General features: G+C 64.8%; 13 protein-coding genes. All 13 read left to right on the top strand.

The window, feature by feature from the left end; all coding sequences use genetic code 11:
• Nucleotides 1-306: 306 nt before the first annotated feature.
• The 13 genes from ACLJEU_RS04995 (at nt 307) to ACLJEU_RS04935 (ending at nt 16,790) form a co-directional block, all read left to right on the top strand.
• Nucleotides 307-903: a hypothetical protein gene (locus ACLJEU_RS04995; RefSeq protein ID WP_414660666.1), complete on the top strand. Its 597-nt coding sequence runs from the start codon at nt 307-309 to the stop codon at nt 901-903.
• A gap of 5 nt (nt 904-908) precedes the next feature.
• On the top strand, nt 909-1,718 hold the full coding sequence (locus tag ACLJEU_RS04990; protein ID WP_414660667.1) for a hypothetical protein: 810 nt from the start codon (nt 909-911) through the stop codon (nt 1,716-1,718).
• A gap of 95 nt (nt 1,719-1,813) precedes the next feature.
• Nucleotides 1,814-2,293 (top strand): type IV pilus modification PilV family protein, encoded by a 480-nt coding sequence (locus tag ACLJEU_RS04985; RefSeq protein ID WP_414660668.1) that lies wholly within the window; start codon nt 1,814-1,816, stop codon nt 2,291-2,293.
• The gene (locus ACLJEU_RS04980; RefSeq protein ID WP_414660669.1) at nt 2,268-2,852 is read left to right on the top strand and encodes a type II secretion system protein J; all 585 of its coding nucleotides are present in this window, start codon (nt 2,268-2,270) and stop codon (nt 2,850-2,852) included. The genes ACLJEU_RS04985 and ACLJEU_RS04980 overlap by 26 nt, the downstream gene beginning before the upstream one ends.
• Nucleotides 2,849-4,204 (top strand): type IV pilus modification PilV family protein, encoded by a 1,356-nt coding sequence (locus ACLJEU_RS04975; RefSeq protein ID WP_414660670.1) that lies wholly within the window; start codon nt 2,849-2,851, stop codon nt 4,202-4,204. Before ACLJEU_RS04980 ends, ACLJEU_RS04975 begins: the two co-directional genes overlap by 4 nt.
• 174 nt (nt 4,205-4,378) lie before the next feature.
• Complete coding sequence (locus ACLJEU_RS04970) at nt 4,379-4,696, top strand: sigma-70 family RNA polymerase sigma factor (protein WP_414660671.1); 318 nt, start codon at nt 4,379-4,381, stop codon at nt 4,694-4,696.
• 156 nt (nt 4,697-4,852) lie between these two features.
• Nucleotides 4,853-6,259 (top strand): sulfatase-like hydrolase/transferase, encoded by a 1,407-nt coding sequence (locus ACLJEU_RS04965; RefSeq protein ID WP_414660672.1) that lies wholly within the window; start codon nt 4,853-4,855, stop codon nt 6,257-6,259.
• A 48-nt stretch (nt 6,260-6,307) separates the two neighbouring features.
• On the top strand, nt 6,308-7,699 hold the full coding sequence (locus ACLJEU_RS04960) for a sulfatase (protein ID WP_414660673.1): 1,392 nt from the start codon (nt 6,308-6,310) through the stop codon (nt 7,697-7,699).
• A gap of 26 nt (nt 7,700-7,725) precedes the next feature.
• Nucleotides 7,726-9,153 (top strand): sulfatase family protein, encoded by a 1,428-nt coding sequence (locus ACLJEU_RS04955; RefSeq protein ID WP_414660674.1) that lies wholly within the window; start codon nt 7,726-7,728, stop codon nt 9,151-9,153.
• A complete protein-coding gene (locus ACLJEU_RS04950) occupies nt 9,150-10,427 on the top strand; it encodes a glycoside hydrolase family 71/99-like protein (RefSeq protein WP_414660675.1) in 1,278 nt (425 codons plus the stop codon). The genes ACLJEU_RS04955 and ACLJEU_RS04950 overlap by 4 nt, the downstream gene beginning before the upstream one ends.
• Nucleotides 10,424-11,989, top strand: a complete 1,566-nt coding sequence (locus tag ACLJEU_RS04945) for a sulfatase (RefSeq protein ID WP_414660676.1) — start codon at nt 10,424-10,426, stop codon at nt 11,987-11,989. The genes ACLJEU_RS04950 and ACLJEU_RS04945 overlap by 4 nt, the downstream gene beginning before the upstream one ends.
• Before the next feature lie 291 nt (nt 11,990-12,280).
• The gene (locus ACLJEU_RS04940) at nt 12,281-15,109 is read left to right on the top strand and encodes a TonB-dependent siderophore receptor (RefSeq protein ID WP_414660677.1); all 2,829 of its coding nucleotides are present in this window, start codon (nt 12,281-12,283) and stop codon (nt 15,107-15,109) included.
• A 211-nt stretch (nt 15,110-15,320) separates the two neighbouring features.
• Nucleotides 15,321-16,790 carry a sulfatase family protein gene (locus ACLJEU_RS04935; RefSeq protein ID WP_414660678.1) on the top strand — a complete coding sequence of 490 codons (1,470 nt, stop codon included), beginning with the start codon at nt 15,321-15,323 and terminating at the stop codon, nt 16,788-16,790.
• The last annotated feature ends 188 nt before the right edge of the window (nt 16,791-16,978 follow it).

Raw genomic sequence — 16,978 nt, 5'->3', positions numbered from 1 at the left:
TTGAGCCAACGGACCGGTGCAGAAGCAGGCATCACAAAATCTCCGCAGCACCGGGCGAAAGTCCGGCAGCCGGGCGTATTTCCTGGCCCATGACAAAGCAGGTCGGGGAGAAGTTGACCTGACGCCCGCTCGATGACCGTGAAGCAATTCGTTTGCCGGTCTCCGCGAAACGCTTGGAAAAAAAGCGTCAAGCTTTGGCACTCCGCGCCGATACCACCTTTGGTCGTTCCATCCAGCACGACCCGATTCTCCCACGTCGATCCAGCTCCTGCGTTCAACCGCCCGAATTCCGGACTCTCTCCGGTCATGCCCGCCCTCTCCGAAAGTCCAGTCCGATCAGACAGCGAACCTCCCGCGGCGCCCATCGCCCCGGACAAGCAGGTGTCGCCCGCTCCGTCGCCGCCCTTGGTCCGGAGCCCGTGGGGACCTTTTGATTTCCTTCTCACCGGGCTGGTCCTGGCCCTGATGGGCGCGGCGGTCGCGACCTCGCTGCAGCATTCCCACCGGCGCAACGTGCAGGCCAGGGTCGTCCAGGATTTCAAGACGATCGCGGCGGGCCTCGAGGCGTATTTGCGCGACCATGACGCGGCGCCACCGGATACCGTCGCCGGCACCCTGCCGCCAGGTCTCGCCCCGTATCTCAAGGGGATGGACTGGTCTGTCCCCACGCCCGCCGGCGGACACTACCGGCTAACCACTGTGGGCGGCGGCGAGACCGCCCCGGCAGCCCGACCGACCGCGATGATCGCCATCGCCGCGTTCTCGTCGACCGAACCTTTCAGGCTGTCCCACTGGGATCTCATCGCCATCGATGCGCAGATCGATGACGGCAATCTCAACACGGGAAATTTCCGCACGGGTTTCAATCACTGGCCGTACCTCGTGGTGCGCGCCCCGCCCTGACCACGATGATACGGGCTACCCTGGTACGCTTTGATCCGGATTCCGGCCGCTCGGCTTCGGATCTGATGGACCGCAACGCAGGCGAGTTGACCACGGGCGAGCTGGTCGCGCTGCTGGGCAAGTTTCGCACGATCGATCCGATTGAGAACGTCGAGGCGGAACCCGAGATCGTGCTCGAAACCGGCCGGCAGAAGTTCGTCGTGACCACCTTGCTCGGTCGCCTGCATCTGGTCGAACCCAGGAAGGCGTTTGCCACGGCTCTTGTGCTGTCGCCGGAGGACGTCGTGGCGGAAATCGACGGCAGCGCCGCGGCGGCACGCAACCGCACGCTGGCGGACGCCCGGGCGCGGCACCACGACTTCAAGGTCGTCGGCACAACGGTCGCCCCACCCCTTTCAACCGTCGGCAAACCCGGCCGGGCGCTGCCGCGTCGGATCGCGCTCGGCGCCGCGGCCAGCGTCCTCGCGGCGTATGTCTTGCTCTCCCAAAGTGCCCTGCGGCGACAGCCGCCGCGCGTTGACTTCGAGCCCATTTCGGACGCGCGGCAGAATGCAGCCTACCGCAAAGACCTCGCCGGCGTGTACATGACCGGCAGCCAGCCCGGCGACTATGGGATTTCCGTAGGGGAAGACGGCACGATGAAGCTGTTCCAGCTCAACGCCCAGACGACGCCCAGTCTGATGCGCGACACCGGCCGCCTCGGCCGGATCGAAGGCCAGCTCGCGTTGCTGGGCAGCCTGCCGGGCGGACCGCTTCGCTTCACGGGCAAATCCAGCCTGACGTTCAGCGGGAGGACCTTTCACCGGATTCAGTAACTGATCCGGGGAAGGGCGGGCGTGCCGGCATCGTCGCGCCGGCCGCGCATTGTCCTAAACTGCACCACCCGGCATCCGATTGGTCTCTCGCACGCATGTACCTCTCGTGGAATCATTCGCAATCCCCTTGCAAGCTCCGCCACTCGCGGGGCCAGGGCGGAGGATTCTCGATCGTCGAAGTGATCATGGCGGTCTCCGTGCTGGCGATGGTGCTGACGACCTCCGTGACGACGATGCAGCGGGCGTTTCTCAACCTGGATTCCGCGCGCAATCTCGAGACGGCGTGCCGCATCCTGCAGTGCGAGATTGAAAAGGAACGGATGCTCACGTGGAGCCAGATCAACGACGTCAGCTACGTGCCCACCCTTGGCTCCTCCTTCGCCGGCAATCCGGCCATCGCCGGACGTTTCTCCCTGGCGCGCTCGGTTGCGACCGTTCCGAACCATGGGGGAAACATGATTCAAGTCACCGTGACCGCGACCTGGCGCAGCTACGATGGCCGGCCGCAGGACCGTTCCTACACGACGTACTACGGCAAGGACGGGCTGTATGCGTACTTCAATTCCCAGACGTAGCCGGAGCGCGGCGTCCGCCGCCTTCACCCTGGTCGAGTTGCTCGTGGCCGTCGGCCTGAGCGGCGCCGTGCTGGCTGGAATTCTGACGACCAGCGTCCAGCTCATGCGCAACAACGTCCGCATCGCGCACTACTCCGAGATGGACACCCAGGTGCGCCGGGCCTTCGAGCAACTCGGGACTGACCTCAAATCGGCGAAGAGTCTGAAATGGAATGGTGCCAGCGACATCACCGTCACCATCCCCCGCAGCAACGGCACGACATCGGAGTTCACCTACTGCTGGAGCAGCACGTCGCTCAGCTTTTTTCGCGTGCCCGGTTCAAGCAGTGCGAGCACGAGCCAGCGGATTGAATTGATCCGCGGCATTCCCGCGCGGCCCGACGGCGGACCGGGACTTTCCTTCTCCCGCCTCACCGCGAGCGGCACCGCTGCGACCACGGATCTGGCCACCAAGCGCATCGAGGTCTCCGCCACCGTCAGTCGCTCCGCCACCGGCGCGGCCCGCGCCACCTCCGCCGTTTCCGCGACGTTCACGTTGCGGAACAAACCCGCTTCGTGAACGCCCGCCCGTTCGCCTCCGGTTTTCGGATACACGCGCGCCGCCGCGAGCGCGGCAGCCTGCTCATCAGCGTGATGCTGATCGCGGCGGTCGTCGGCGTCGGTCTCACCGCGTCCATCCGGCTCAGCCACAACTCGCTCAAGCTGTCCCAGCGGACCTTCTACCTCAACGACGCCGCCAACCTCGCCGAGGCCGGCCTTGAGAAGGCGGTCTATAGTTTTCGCCTGGTCGACGCCGGCACGGCGCTGAACACCGCGTGGAGCGGCTGGACCCTGAATGGCGCCAACGCCACGATCACGCTGCCCTCGTTCGATCGCAGTCGCAGCGCGGTCGGCACGGTCCGGGTGTTCGTCGCGGGCTACGATGGCAACACCAGCCCGACCACGGCGATTGCACAGGCGACCATCACCCCGTTCGACGGCGGTCCACCCGTGCGCAAGACGCTTCAGGTCAGCCTGGGGAGAAAAGGCGGATTCGGCGCCGCCATCATCACCACCTCGAGTCTGAATCTGGGCAGCCACTCCACCGTGGACAGCTTCAACTCCAATCCTACGGGTGTCCCGGGCGCAACGCGCCTCGCGTATCCCGGACTTGGAAGCGCCAGCAACGGCGACGTGATCGTCTACAGCGGCACCGCCGACGTCGGCGAAAAGGTATTCGGCAATCTCAAGCTCGGCTCAGGGGTGTCGTCTCCGGCGGCGAACAAAGTCACGGGCAGCATCCTGGGCAACGTCACCGGCTCCTGCCCGCTCCCCACGTTCCCCACCGCCGGGTCGGTCAACGTGAGCTACTCGATGGCGTCGGTCCCCGCCGCGCTTCCGCGCGCAGGCGATGCCGCCGCCTCCGATGGACGTTACTATTATTTCGTTTCCGGCCAGATGGGCGACACCACGATCACCATGGGAAAAAACGTCACGGTGATTCCCGCGAGCATGAAAATCACGAACCGCCTGACCATCGAGTCGACGGCGACGTGCATCATCTACACGACCGGGACCTTCGAGACACGCGGCACGGCGGTCATCGACAATCAGAACTGGGCCGGTGCGCTGCAGATCATCAGTTCCACCACAGGAAAGTGTGATCTTTCCCAGAAGGAGACCGCCAGCGCCTGCGTCTACGCGCCCCTCGCGGAAGTCACGGCCAACGGCGGCGGCAGTTCGCCCGCGTTTGTCGGCTCCATCGTCGCGAAGACCCTCAAGACCTCGGCCCAGATCGTGTTTCACTACGACGAAGCGCTCCAGAGTTTCGAACCCGCCGCCGGCTCCGGGTGGAAGCTCAGGAACTGGTTTGACCTGCAGGGTTCCGCCGCGGGCGATCTCGCCACCGCCACCGGCGGTTTCCTCAACTGAATCCCCACGCGGGGCGTGGAGCGATCGCCCCCGTAAGACGAGTGCCGTCGGGCCCAAACGTCTCCCCTTGCGCTGCACGCGGTTTCCACGCTGTGACGATCGTCGCTGCGATTTTTGTCCAATACGTCGAGATTGCCGACATTACCCCGGGTGTCGGACTCTGCCACCCGTCTCATGCCACCCCCGCCCCCTCCCGTCGACGGTGAAGCCTTCACCCGGCTGCTGCTGCAGCACCAGAAGCGGATTGCCGGTCTGATTTTTTCCCTCGTGCCGCGCGGGGCGGATGCGGACGACGCGATGCAGGAGACGTGTGCCGTGCTGTGGCGCAAGTTCGGCGAGTTTGAACCGGGGACCGACTTCAGGGCGTGGGCACTGCGGATTGCGCGGTTCCAGATGTTGAACCACTATCGTCGCCGGCAGCGGGCGCAGGCGCGCTTGAGCGACGAAACGATCGAGGCGCTCGCCTCCACATGCGCCTCCTTCCGTGCGTGAACGCCAAGCTTCGGACCGCGCAGAAATGAATGAACGGTGAGCAACCTGGCCGATTTCGTGAGACCTGGACTTTCGGCCGGCAACTCTCTTGTCCAATCTGACTTGATTCGCGACATTACCTCCGCTCCGCCCCGAAAGCCTACTTCCCCTTATTCCATGACTCCGATTTTCCGTAGCCCGCGCTTTCCCTTCGCCCTCGTGATTGCCCTCCTCGTCGGCGCTGCCGCCTGCTCGACCCACGCCGCGACCTCCCCCCGCCCGCCCAACATCGTCGTCATTCTCAGTGACGACCAGGGCTACGCCGACATCAGTTTCAACCCGCACCACCCGAAGGAAGTCTCCACGCCGCACCTCGACGCCCTCGCGCGCGAAAGCGTGTTTTTCTCCCAAGGCTACATCACCGGCAACGTATGCTCGCCTACGCGCGCCGGCCTGCTCACGGGCCGTTACCAGCAGCGCGCCGGCGTCTACACGGCCGGCGAAGGCGGGCGCGGCATCGCGCAAACGGAAACCATCTTCCCCAAATTCCTGCAACCCGCCGGCTACGTCAGCGGCGCGTTTGGCAAATGGCACCTCGGTCTCACCGTCGCGCAAAGTCCCGTCGGCCGCGGCTTCGACGAGTGGTATGGTTTCCTCGGCCGCGGCGCACACGACTACCTCAAGCTCGACGACATCGAGGGCTCGCCGATGTACCGGAATGGAAAACCGATCAAGGACGAGGGCTACCTCACCACCCGGCTCACCGACGAAACGGTGGCCTTCATCCAGAAGCACAAAGCACGGCCCTTCTATATTCATCTCGCCTATAATGCCGTTCATTCCCCAGCGCAGGCCCCCGCCGCTGACATCGCGCGCTTCAAAAAACAATACCCGGACATCACCGAGGCGCGCGCTGTCTTGATGGCGATGCTTCATCACCTCGATCTCGGCGTCGGGCGCGTCGTCGACACGCTCAAGCAGGAAGGCGTTTGGGAAAACACGCTGCTCGTTTTCCTCACCGACAACGGCGGCTCGAAGGCCATGAGCGCGGTCAACACCCCGCTGCGCGGCGCCAAGCAGCAGAACTACGAAGGCGGCATCCGCACGCCTTTCATCGTATCGTGGCCGGCCGCCTTCAAGGGCGGGCGCACGGTCGACACTCCGATCAGTTCACTCGATATTTTGCCCACCGCGCTCGACGCCGCCGGGGTGGCGTTGCCCACCGCGAAACCGCTCGACGGGAAAAGCCTGCTGCCGCTGATCACCGGAAAAACATCGCGCCACATCGATACGTTTTACTGGAGCGAAGGCGGCGAGGCGGGAGGGTTCGCAGTGCGCTCCGGCGATTGGAAACTCGTCCAGCAGCGCGGTCAGACCCAGGTCGAGCTTTTCAACCTCGCGAACGATCCGGCGGAGACCACCAACCTCTCGCCGCAGAACGCCGCCAAGGTCGCCGAGCTGTCGAAGCTCTACGACACCTGGCTCGACCAAATGGCCGAGCCCATGGACGGCGTCGGCAAACGCCCGACGAATTCGTCCGGATCGACCAAGAAGGAGAAAAAGAAAAAGCGGGCGGAGAAATAGGCGCTCCCTGACATTCAAGCCTCCCCCTCCCACAACTTCCCTGCCCGCATGAAACGCGCATTTCGCCGCCTCCTCCTCGCATTGATCTGCGTTCTCGGCGTCAGCCCGCTGGTCGCCGCCTCGCCCTTGCCGAAGAAGCTCAACGTCCTCCTCATCGCCGTCGACGATCTGCGCGACACCCTCGGCTGCTACGGCAACGCCGCCGTCAAGACGCCGAACATCGACCGGCTCGCCGCGCGGTCCGTCCGCTTCGACCGCGCCTACGTGCAATACACCGTCTGCAATCCCAGCCGCAGTTCGTTTCTCACCGGCCTGCGACCGGACGCGACGGGCGTCACCGACAACCGCACGCTCCTGCGCGACCGCCTGCCCGATGTCGTGACGCTGCCGCAACTCCTCAAGGAAGACGGCCGGCACGCGGCGGCCTTCGGCAAAATTTTCCATCTCGGCGGCGGTCGCGACGCCGCCCTCCGATCACGATGGATGGACCTCCCCAAGTCGTGGCACTCCGCCCAGTCGTTTGAAGCGACCGCCCTCGGCCGCACGCCGATCGCCGGACGCGATCTCACCGGCGGAAAGCTGAGCTGGTGCAAGTGGGGCGCGATGGACGGCGGCGATGACGACCAACCTGACGGCCAGATCGCCCGCGCCGTGATCGCGCAGATTGAAGCGTTGGGCGACAAACCGTGGGTGATCGGTGCGGGTTTCATGAAGCCGCACGATCCGTTCGTCGCGCCGAAAAGCTATTTCGACCTGTATCCGGACGGCTCACTTGTCCTGCCTCGCGCACCCGACGGCCAGACGCCCGCTCCGCCGCTCGCGGTCGGCTTCGGTGAGCTCGGCACCGCGTTCGCCAAATTCACCGACCGCGAGCGCCAGGAATTTCTCCGCGCCTACTATGCCTGTACTTCCTACATGGATGCGCAGGTTGGCCGCGTGCTCGCCACCCTCGACCGGCTTCAACTCTGGGAGAACACCGTTGTCATCTTCCTCGGCGACCACGGCTATCACCTCGGCGAGCGCGACTGGTGGAACAAGAACACCCTTTTCGAGCGCAGTTGCCGCGCCCCGCTGATGATCGCCGCCCCCGGCATCAAACCCGGAGTCGCGCGGGGACTCGTCGAGTTCGTCGATCTTTACCCGACCGTCGCCGAACTTTGCGGTCTCACCCCGCCGCCGAAGCTCGCCGGCCAAAGTCTCCGCCCGCTGCTCCGCGACCCGGCGTCGCCCGGCAAGCTCGCCGCCTTCACGCTCGTCACCCGTGGCAGCTCGCGCGGCGACTCCATCCGCACCGATCGCTGGCGCTTCACCCGCTGGAGCGATGGAGCCGTCGAACTCTACGATCATTCCTCCGATCCGGAGGAGACGAAAAACGTCGCCGCCGCGCATCCGAATGTGACGCGAGACCTGGAACGGCAGCTCCCCGCCGCCCGGCGGTGAAATCCTCCCGTCCCCCTGTCCTGCACATGAAAACATTCCGCCGGTTCGCGATCGCTGTCGCCGTGTTTGGCTTCACCACGGGTCGAGCGGCCGCAGCATCGCCGCCCCTGCCCAACCTTGTGTTCATTCTCGCCGACGACCTTGGCTATGGCGATCTCGGCAGCTACGGCAGCCCACTCAGGCTCACGCCCGCCATCGACCGCCTCGCCACGGAAGGCGCACGCTTCACCCAGTTCTACGCGCCCACTCCTTATTGCGCCCCGGCCCGCGCGTCGCTGCTCACCGGACGCTATCCGTCCCGTCACGGCTTGTTCGGCAACCCCACGCCCGACGGAACTCCGGCCGTGGATCAACTGGCCCTCGCCGCCGGCGAGATCCTTCTCCCGCAACTGCTCCGCCCCCGCGGCTACGCCACCGGCATGATCGGCAAATGGCACCTCGGCCACAAACAGGTCGAGTCGTGGCCCACCCGCCGCGGCTTCGACTCCTACTACGGCATTCTTTACAGCAACGACATGCGCCCGGTGCAGCTCATCGAGCACGAAAAGGTCGTCGAATATCCCGTGGTGCAGGCGACCCTCACGCAGCGCTACACCCAGCGCGCGCTCGACTTCATCACCGCGCATCGCGAGCGGCCGTTCTTCCTCTACCTTGCTCACGCGATGCCCCACAAACCGCTCGCAGTCTCGGAAAAATTCGCGGGCAAGAGCGGTGCCGGCCTCTACGGCGATGTCCTCGCCGAACTCGACTGGAGCGTGGATCAGATCATGACCACACTCCGCGCCCTCGGCCTCGACGCCAACACGCTCGTCGTTTTCAGCAGCGACAACGGCGCCTACTTCGGTGGGAGCAGCGGCGGCCTGCGCGGCATGAAAGCCATGACCTCTGAAGGTGGTTTGCGGGTGCCCTGCATCGCGCGCTGGCCCGGCCGTATTCCCGCCGGCCAGACGCTCGCCACCCCCGCAGGCTTGATCGATTGGTTTCCCACCTTGCTCGCGCGCGCGGGCCAGCCACTCCCGGCCGATCGCACAACCGACGGACGCGATCTCTGGCCCGTGCTCACCGAAAAATCCGCGCAGCTCCACGAGGCGCTCTTCGGCTTCCAAGGCACCACGCTCCGCACCGTGCGCAGCAACCGCTGGAAGCTCCACGTCGAGGCCAGCCAACCTCGCGCCAGCCTCAAACCCGGTGAGCTCTGGATCGACCCCCGCGCGCCCGACGGCGTCACGATTCTCGCCCCCACCGGGCAGGCGCACCCCAGCCAATATCCCGGTCTCGACACCGGCGATCCGCTGCGCGCCGGCGCCCTTTTTGATCTTGAGACCGATCCCGGCGAGCAGCACGACGTGTCCGCCGCGCATCCGGAGGTCGTCACCCGCCTCCGCCGTCTAGGCGAAGCCCACCTGCAAGACGCATCGAAATCGCGCCCACCCTCGTCCCCTTCCATCCGGTGATTCCGACTCGTCTCCACCTTGTCCTCTGCGCCGCGCTCCTTGCCACTGCGTTCGGCGCCGAGCCGCCGCGCGTCGATTCGACGACGCTCACCGGCAAGGTGATGGCCGGCTACCAGGGCTGGTTCAACGCCGAGGGCGACGGTGCCCGGCGCGGTTACAACCACTGGAGCAAGGCCGGAGCCAAGCCCGCGCCGGGCAACGTGCGCGTCGATCTCTGGCCCGATCTCAGCGAGTTCCCGGCCGACGAGCGTTTCCCCACCGACCTCCGCCACGCCGACGGCACTCCCGCGGAAGTGTTCAGCTCGTTTCGCCGGCCCACCGTAATTCGCCACTTCGCCTGGATGCAGGAGCACGGGATCGACGGCGTATTCGTCCAGCGCTTCATCAATTCGCTGTCACGCGGCACCTCGCTCGCCGCCAACAACGCAGTCCTCGAAAACGTCCGCGCCGGCGCGCGCGAGCACGGTCGCGTGTACGCGTTGATGTACGATCTCAGCAGCCTCGCGCCAGGCCGGGCCGATGTGCTGATCGACGATTGGAAAAAACTGCGGCGCGACACGCAGCTCACGCGCGATCCCGGATACCTGCACCACCGCGGCAAACCGCTCCTCGCGCTGTGGGGTTGCGGTTTCAACGACGCCACGCCGCGTCCCTCGCTCGACGACTGGCGCAAGCTCATCGCGTTCCTGAAGGACGACCGGGAGAGCGGCGGCCTTGCGATCATGCTCGGCGTCCCGAGCTTCTGGCGCACGCAAACCCGCGACGCCGTCGCCGATCCCGCGCTGCACGAACTCATCCAGCTCGCCGATGTGATCTCGCCCTGGACGCCCGGCCGCTATCGCTCGCCCGCGACCGCCGCACGGCACGCGAACGACGTCTGGCAACCGGATCTCGCCTGGTGCCGGGAGCGCAACCTCGACTACCTCCCCGTGGCCTATCCCGGCTTCAGCTGGCACAATCTGAAAGGCGCGCCACTCGATGACATCCCGCGCCTGCAAGGCCGTTTCTTCTGGTCGCAAATCACCGCGGCCAAACGCGCCGGGGCCGACATGCTCTACGTCGCGATGTTCGACGAGGTCGACGAAGGCACGGCGATCTTCAAGGTGACAGCCACGCCGCCGGTCGGACCCGGTGAAAACGTCCGGTTCCTCACCAATGACGGTCTGGCCAGCGATCACTATCTCCGCCTCACTGGACTCGCCGGCAAACTCTTCCGCGGTGAAATGCCCGTCACCGACGAACTCCCCGGCTTACTCCCGCCCCTCGCCCCATGATCGCTCTCACCCGTTTCACGCTCCTGTTTCTGCTGGTCGCAACGACCGGCGCCCGTTCGCTGGCCGCCGAACGCGCTGCGTCGCCGCCGAACATCGTTTTCATTCTCATCGACGACATGCCCTGGTTCGGCACGCCCGTGCGCATGAGCGCGGAGTTGCCGGAATCGGCGATGGCGTTCCGCCACATGCCCAACGTGGAAAAGCTCGCCGCGCAAGGCATGACCTTTCGCAACGCCTACGCGGCCGCCGGCATGTGCGGCCCGTCGCGCTGTTCGATCCAGACCGGCATGATGACGGCGCGCCACCTCTACAGCGGCAATGGCGGCTTCGGCGAAAAGACCAACGGCACGGTGCAATACCTCACGCGCGGCCAGGATGCCGCCCGCCCGCTGCTGGCACCGGAACCGCAGGGCAACCTGCGTTTCCCCTCGATCGGCGATCTCTTCAAGTCCGCCGGCTACGCGACCGCCCATTTCGGCAAGTGGCATCTCTACGGCGGCGGTCCGGCGAAGCACGGTTACGACGAAAGCGACGGTGAAACCGACAACAAGACCTGCGAGCCGATCGACGCCGCGACCGGCCAGCGGTCCGACACCTCCGATGATCCCAAGCTGATGTTCAGCATCACGCGGCGCAGCGTCGATTTCATCGAACGCCAGGCGAAGGCCGGCCGCCCGTTCTTCCTCCAGGTCTCCCACTACGCCACGCATGCCCGGTACCAAGCCACCAAGACGACCCTGGCGAAGTACGAAAAGAATCCGCTGTTCGCGACGATCACGAACCCGCGCGAACGCTCTCATGCCGTGCTCGGCGCCGCCATGGTCGACGATCTCGACACCGCGATCGGGCAGGTGCTCCAGAAGCTGGATACGCTCGGCCTGACCGAAAACACCTACGTCGTTTTCACCACCGACAACGGCTACCGCCTGTGGAACGAGTCCCACGATCCGCTCCGCGGCGCGAAGTGGTGGCTCTGGGAAAACGGCATCCGGGTGCCGCTCATCGTGCGCGGACCGGCCGTCCCCGCGGCCTCGCGCTGCGCGGTCAACGTCGTCGGCTATGATTTTCTGCCCACCTTTGCCGATCTCGCCGGCGCGACCGCGAAGCTCGGCCCGAATCTCGACGGCGTGAGTTTCAAGCGACTTCTCCTCGGCGGCGCGCCGACCGAACAGGATCTCAACCGCCCGCTCTACTTCCACTATCCGCACTATCGCATTTCGCCGCCTGCCTCCGCCCTCATCGTCGGCGATACCAAACTGATGCACTGGTACGAATGGCCGGAGCAGCGTTTCGTCTACGACCTGCGTCGCGACCTCGGCGAAAAGCAGAACGTCGCCGCCGCCAATCCCGAGCGCACTGCCCAACTCCAGCAGCAACTGATGAGCGGCTTGAAGACGGTCGGGGCCTATTTCCCGAAGCCCAATCCCAACGCCGATCCGAAAGCCAAACGCTACGATCCCGCCAATCTCGCCGATCAGGGCGAAGGCGGTGACCCCGAGGCGAACGCGACCGACGCGCCTCCCGCCGGCGTGAAAAAGAACGGCAAGGCCAAGAAACGATGATGACGTCGCCCGTCGGCACGCTTCCTTGCTTCACTCGTGCCGGGTAACCTGTAACAGGCAGACCCGGTTGAATCGGCCCGCTCAAACCTCACGGGCTGGAAAGCCCGTGCAACGTGCCATGGACTTTCGAGCCCATGTCTGAGTGCCGGAGATTGAGCTGCGCCCGAAGGCTCCCATCCCAAAAAAAAGGAGATGTTCGCGGCGCACGAAAAGGACCATGCTCCCCGTCATTATCGCTGATTCCTCCCCTCGGAACCAGTGTGCCCCCAAACCCCTGCAAACCGCCCGACCATGAAACGACCCCGCCTCGCGTTGACTCTGTCGCTCCTCGCCAGCACCGCGCTCGCGCAATCGATCGCTCCGCCTGTTCCACCCACGTCGGTTGCCGCGCTCGAGACGCCGATCGAGTTGAACCCGTTCGTCATCACGGCCGAGGTCGACAACAGCTACGCGGCGAAAGACACGTTGTCCGGCACGCGTCTGCGCACCGACATCAAGAACGTCGCCTCGTCGATGTCCGTCATCACCTCCGAGATGCTGCGCGACATGGGCGCGACGAGCTTTTACGACGTCGTGGACTTCCTCCCGAGCACGTTCTCCTACGGTAGCAACGAGGGCGACGGCAACGCCAACGGCCTCCGCACGGGCAGTCCCTTTGTCGTGCGCGGGTATCGGTCCGATTCGCTTTCGACCAATTTCTTCACGGCTAGCTTCCCCGTCGATTCCTACAACACCGACCGCATGACCTTCACCCGCGGGCCGAACGCGATCCTGTTTGGCATCGGCAACCCGGGCGGAACGGTCGACATCACGAACAACAAGGCGGACCTGCGCCGAAATTTCCAAAAGCTGGATCTCAAGGTCGACTCCTTCGGGAGCTTCCGGACCGCGTTCGACGCCAATACCGTAATCGTGCCGCAGAAACTGGGCCTCCGTCTGGACGTCCTGCACGACGACCGCCGCAGCAACATCCAACCGTCTTACAACAAGCGGAACTCCATCTTCGGCACGCTCACGTTTCAGCCCGCGAAAAATTCGTTGCTCTACGTGAGTGCCGAATCGAACCACCAGCGCGCGCAGATTGCGCGTCCGTTCGAATTCTACGACTGGTATAATCTCTGGGCGAGCGCGGGCAGTCCGATCAAAGCGGTCGCCAAGAACACCGCTGCCGGCCCCGGCTGGGAGTTCGAAACCACCGGCGGCTACCCCGTGTATATTCCCGGCCAAGGCGTGATGAATTGGGGCGCGATGGCCTACGGCGCACGCCCCATCGTGCGGACCGCCCGGGTGCGCACCATCAGCTACGGCGTCGGCTCGCCCAATCAGATCGTGCCGCTCGACACCAACATCGTCGGCAACGGCGACCTGATGGAGTATCATAACGAGAACTACGCGGTCTTCTTTCAGCAGCGCCTCGCGAACAACCTGTACCTGGAAATCGCCGGCAAGCACGACCACAACTACCGGTTCAACCGCGAGACGGACGGCAATAACGTCGCCATCAAGGTCGACCCGAACGCGCAATTGCCCGACGGCACGCCGAATCCAAACGTGGGCAAAGCCTTCGTCGATGTCCGGCCGACCGAGCAGCACATCCCGACCGATGTGAACCAACTGCGGGCCACGCTCAGCTACGAAAAGTCCCTGAGTCATATCAAGGTGCTCAAGCGCGGCCTCGGCCGGTTCTCGCTGGGCGGTCTCTGGAACAACGAAGCCAACCATCAGTTCCTCGAGCAATATGCCGAGACCAACACGACTCCGCTCAGCACCCAGCGGGATCTCAGCAACGGCGTAAATCTGGTGCAGCGCCGTTGGTATTTCCTCCCGGGCCGCGAGAACTTCTATGCCGGCAATTTCGACCCCGTGAGCGGCAATGGCATCAACTCCAGCTGGGAGCGCGCCGCCAGCACCCCGCGCAATAACGTCACCCGCACCAATTCCTACGCCCTCGCCGCGCAAGCCCTGCTGTTCGATGATTTCCTTTCACTCACCGGCGGACTGCGCCGCGATGAGCTCCTCATCACGTCCGTCAACTATGTCAAAGCCGCGAACGGCCTCTGGCCTGACGCCCGTGGCGGCGCCGCCGCGCCGGTCCTCCGCGACGTCGGTCGGCCCTATCTGTTCGGCGCCGTCGTGAATGTGCACAAGAACTTCGGCTTGTTCTATAACCGCGCGACCAACTACCGCGGCTTCAATCAGTCGAACCGCACCATCAACCAGGAACTGATCCCGACGCAGGCGGGCGAGGGCGTCGACACCGGTTTGAAATTCAACCTTGGCGGCCTTGTTTCAGGCTCGGTCACCTATTTCGAAACCTCGCAGACGAACAGCCTGGACAACACGATGCGGGGTAGAAAAGCAGCGTGGATTAATTCGATTTGGGAAGTGCTGGATCCGAGCAAGCGACCGGATCTGGTCACCAACTGGACCGACCTCAAGGACCAGAAAACTCGCGGCACGGAATTCGAGCTTGTGGCCAATCCGACCAAGAATCTCCGCGTCTACGCCACGGCCAGCCGTAACACCAACTCCCTGGTCGACCATGGCGCGATCCTGTTCGCCTACCTCGCGCAGAACTACCCGGGCTGGCAGGCGAAGGGCTCCACCCCGCTGCTCACCAGCCTCTCGGACGGCACGACCGTCGCCGACCTCATCCCGAAGATTCAGGCCGAGGCCAGCGACGACCTCCTCGTCATCGGGCAAAAACAAACCCGCGTCTACGAGTGGCAGACCAACCTCATCACGCGGTATCAGTTCGAAAATGACACGGCCCTGAAGGGCTTCGCGATCGGCACCGCCGTCCGGTGGCGCGCCGCTCCGATCATCGGTTACTACCGCAAGCCGACCATCAACACACCGCTCGGGGTGCTCGACCCTTCGCGCCCGATCAACGGCAGCGCCTCGACGAACCTCGACGCCTGGCTCGACTACGGCCGCACGTTCACGGTGGCGAACAAGAAGGTGCGGTGGTCGGGTCAATTCCGCGTGCAGAACGTCTGGAACGATCGCACCGCCCAGCCCTGGTCGGCCGACGTAGACAACACCGGCACCGTTTTCCTCCAGCAACGGAAGACCCCCGGCGAGCGCCAGTTCATCCTAAGCTCGACGTTTTCACTTTAAGGGACGGCCCACGATGCGGCGGCTCCCCGTGCCTTCCACGGTGGGCCGCTCCGGGGATCGATAGTCGCGGGTTCACGCGCCGGCCCATCCGGCAAAAAGAGAGTGCCCGCGGGCTGGGAAATATTTCAGGGTTCCTCGTGTTCGGTGGGGCCTTCGTTCACCGGGAGCCTCTCGCTGAGTTCAACCTTTCGTTTCCGATAAACCTCCTCCCGTGAAGTCATTCGCTCGCCTCCTGCTCTGTTCATTTCTCAGCGGGTTATCCGGTGCGGTCGCGTCCCTCGCCGCCACGCCTCCGGCCCCGCCCAACGTCGTCGTCATCCTCAGCGACGACTATGGCTACGGCAGTCTCGGGGCCTACGGCGCCGATCCGGCACTCGTGCGCACGCCGCACCTCGATCGGCTCGCTCGCGAGGGCCGGCGTTTCACGAACGCGTACACGCCGTCCTCCGTCTGCACCCCCACGCGCTACGCGTTCCTCACCGGACGCTACTGCTGGCGCACGTCGCTCAATCACGGGGGCGTCGCAAACACCCTCGATCCGCTGCTGATCGAAACGTCGCGCCCGACAATCGCGTCGCTGCTGAAGCAACACGGCTACTCGACCGGCTTCGTCGGCAAGTGGCACCTCGGCTACGGCACCGCGCCACGCGTCGACTACACGAATGAACTCAAGCCCGGTCCCCTTGAGCTCGGTTTCGATTACCAATTCGCCGTTCCCCAAAATCACAACGACATCACCCGCGTCTTCGTTGAAAACCACGGCGTGTTCGGCCTGCGCTCGGCCAAGCTCACTTCCGTTCCTGGCAAGCTCGGCCTCGATGCTCCCGAGCGCGACGATCCGAAAACCATGGGCGACCTCACCGCGCGGGCGGTGAGCTGGCTGGAAAAACAGGCCGGACGGCCCGCGCCGTTCTTCCTCTACTTCGCGCCGGTCGCCGTCCACGAGCTGGTCACGCCGTCAGCCGAAACCCAGGGCACGAGCAAGGCCGGACCGTACGGCGACTTCATCCACGATCTTGATCGCAGCGTCGGCCGAATCATCGCCGCGCTCGAAAAACAGCACGCGCTGGAAAACACGTTGATCATCTTCACGAGCGACAATGGCGGCGTGATTTCCGGCGGGCAGACGGGCGCGAGCAAAACCGCCATGGATGCGGGGCTGAAGATCAACGGCGCGTTGCGCGGCGGCAAACACGACATCTGGGAAGGTGGTTTCAAGGTGCCCTTCCTCGTGCGCTGGCCCGGCCGCGTTCCCGCCGGCACGACCAGCAGCGAGATGATCGGGGTGGTGGACATCTTTGCCACCGTGGCCGCGATCGTCGGCGAGACGAAGCTCGACCGCACGACCACCGCGCCGGACAGCGTCAACGTGCTCGCCGCGTTCCTCGGCGAGCCGGGCGCGCAGCCGCTTCGCCGCGATCTCATCCTGCAAAGCGCCAGCGGCGTCTACGCGATCCGCAGCGGCCCGTGGAAGTGGATCGATGGCGTCCCGATCGCACCCAAAGGCAAGAAGGCGCCCGCGGCCACCGGCCCGAAAGCCGAACAGTTCCGTCCGCGCCTCGTGAATCTGAGCGAAGATCCCGCGGAGACCACCGACGTCTCCGCGGCCCACCCAGACGTCGTCAAACGCCTCGCCGAAACTCTCCGCACCCAGCGAGCGCAGGGCTTCAGTCGCGAGTGATCCTAAGCCGGACTCAGGCAGTTGAAGGTTGAAAGGTGAAAGAACCGGAAGCAGACCGGTGCATTCAGGACATCGTTTCCCACCACCGTCGATTGGGTTCGAATTCAGTCACGCACCATTCGTTGGAAACCTGCACGCACTCCAAGACCATTGGCTGCCTGGGTGATTGGGGGCTTTCAACCTTCACC

Origin of the sequence: Terrisphaera buseokensis, from assembly GCF_047521145.2 — a bacterium.
Classification (GTDB): domain Bacteria; phylum Verrucomicrobiota; class Verrucomicrobiia; order Opitutales; family Opitutaceae; genus ER46.
The sequence above is the reverse complement of the archived record's forward strand: the minus strand, read 5'-3'. Positions and strand labels throughout refer to the sequence as shown.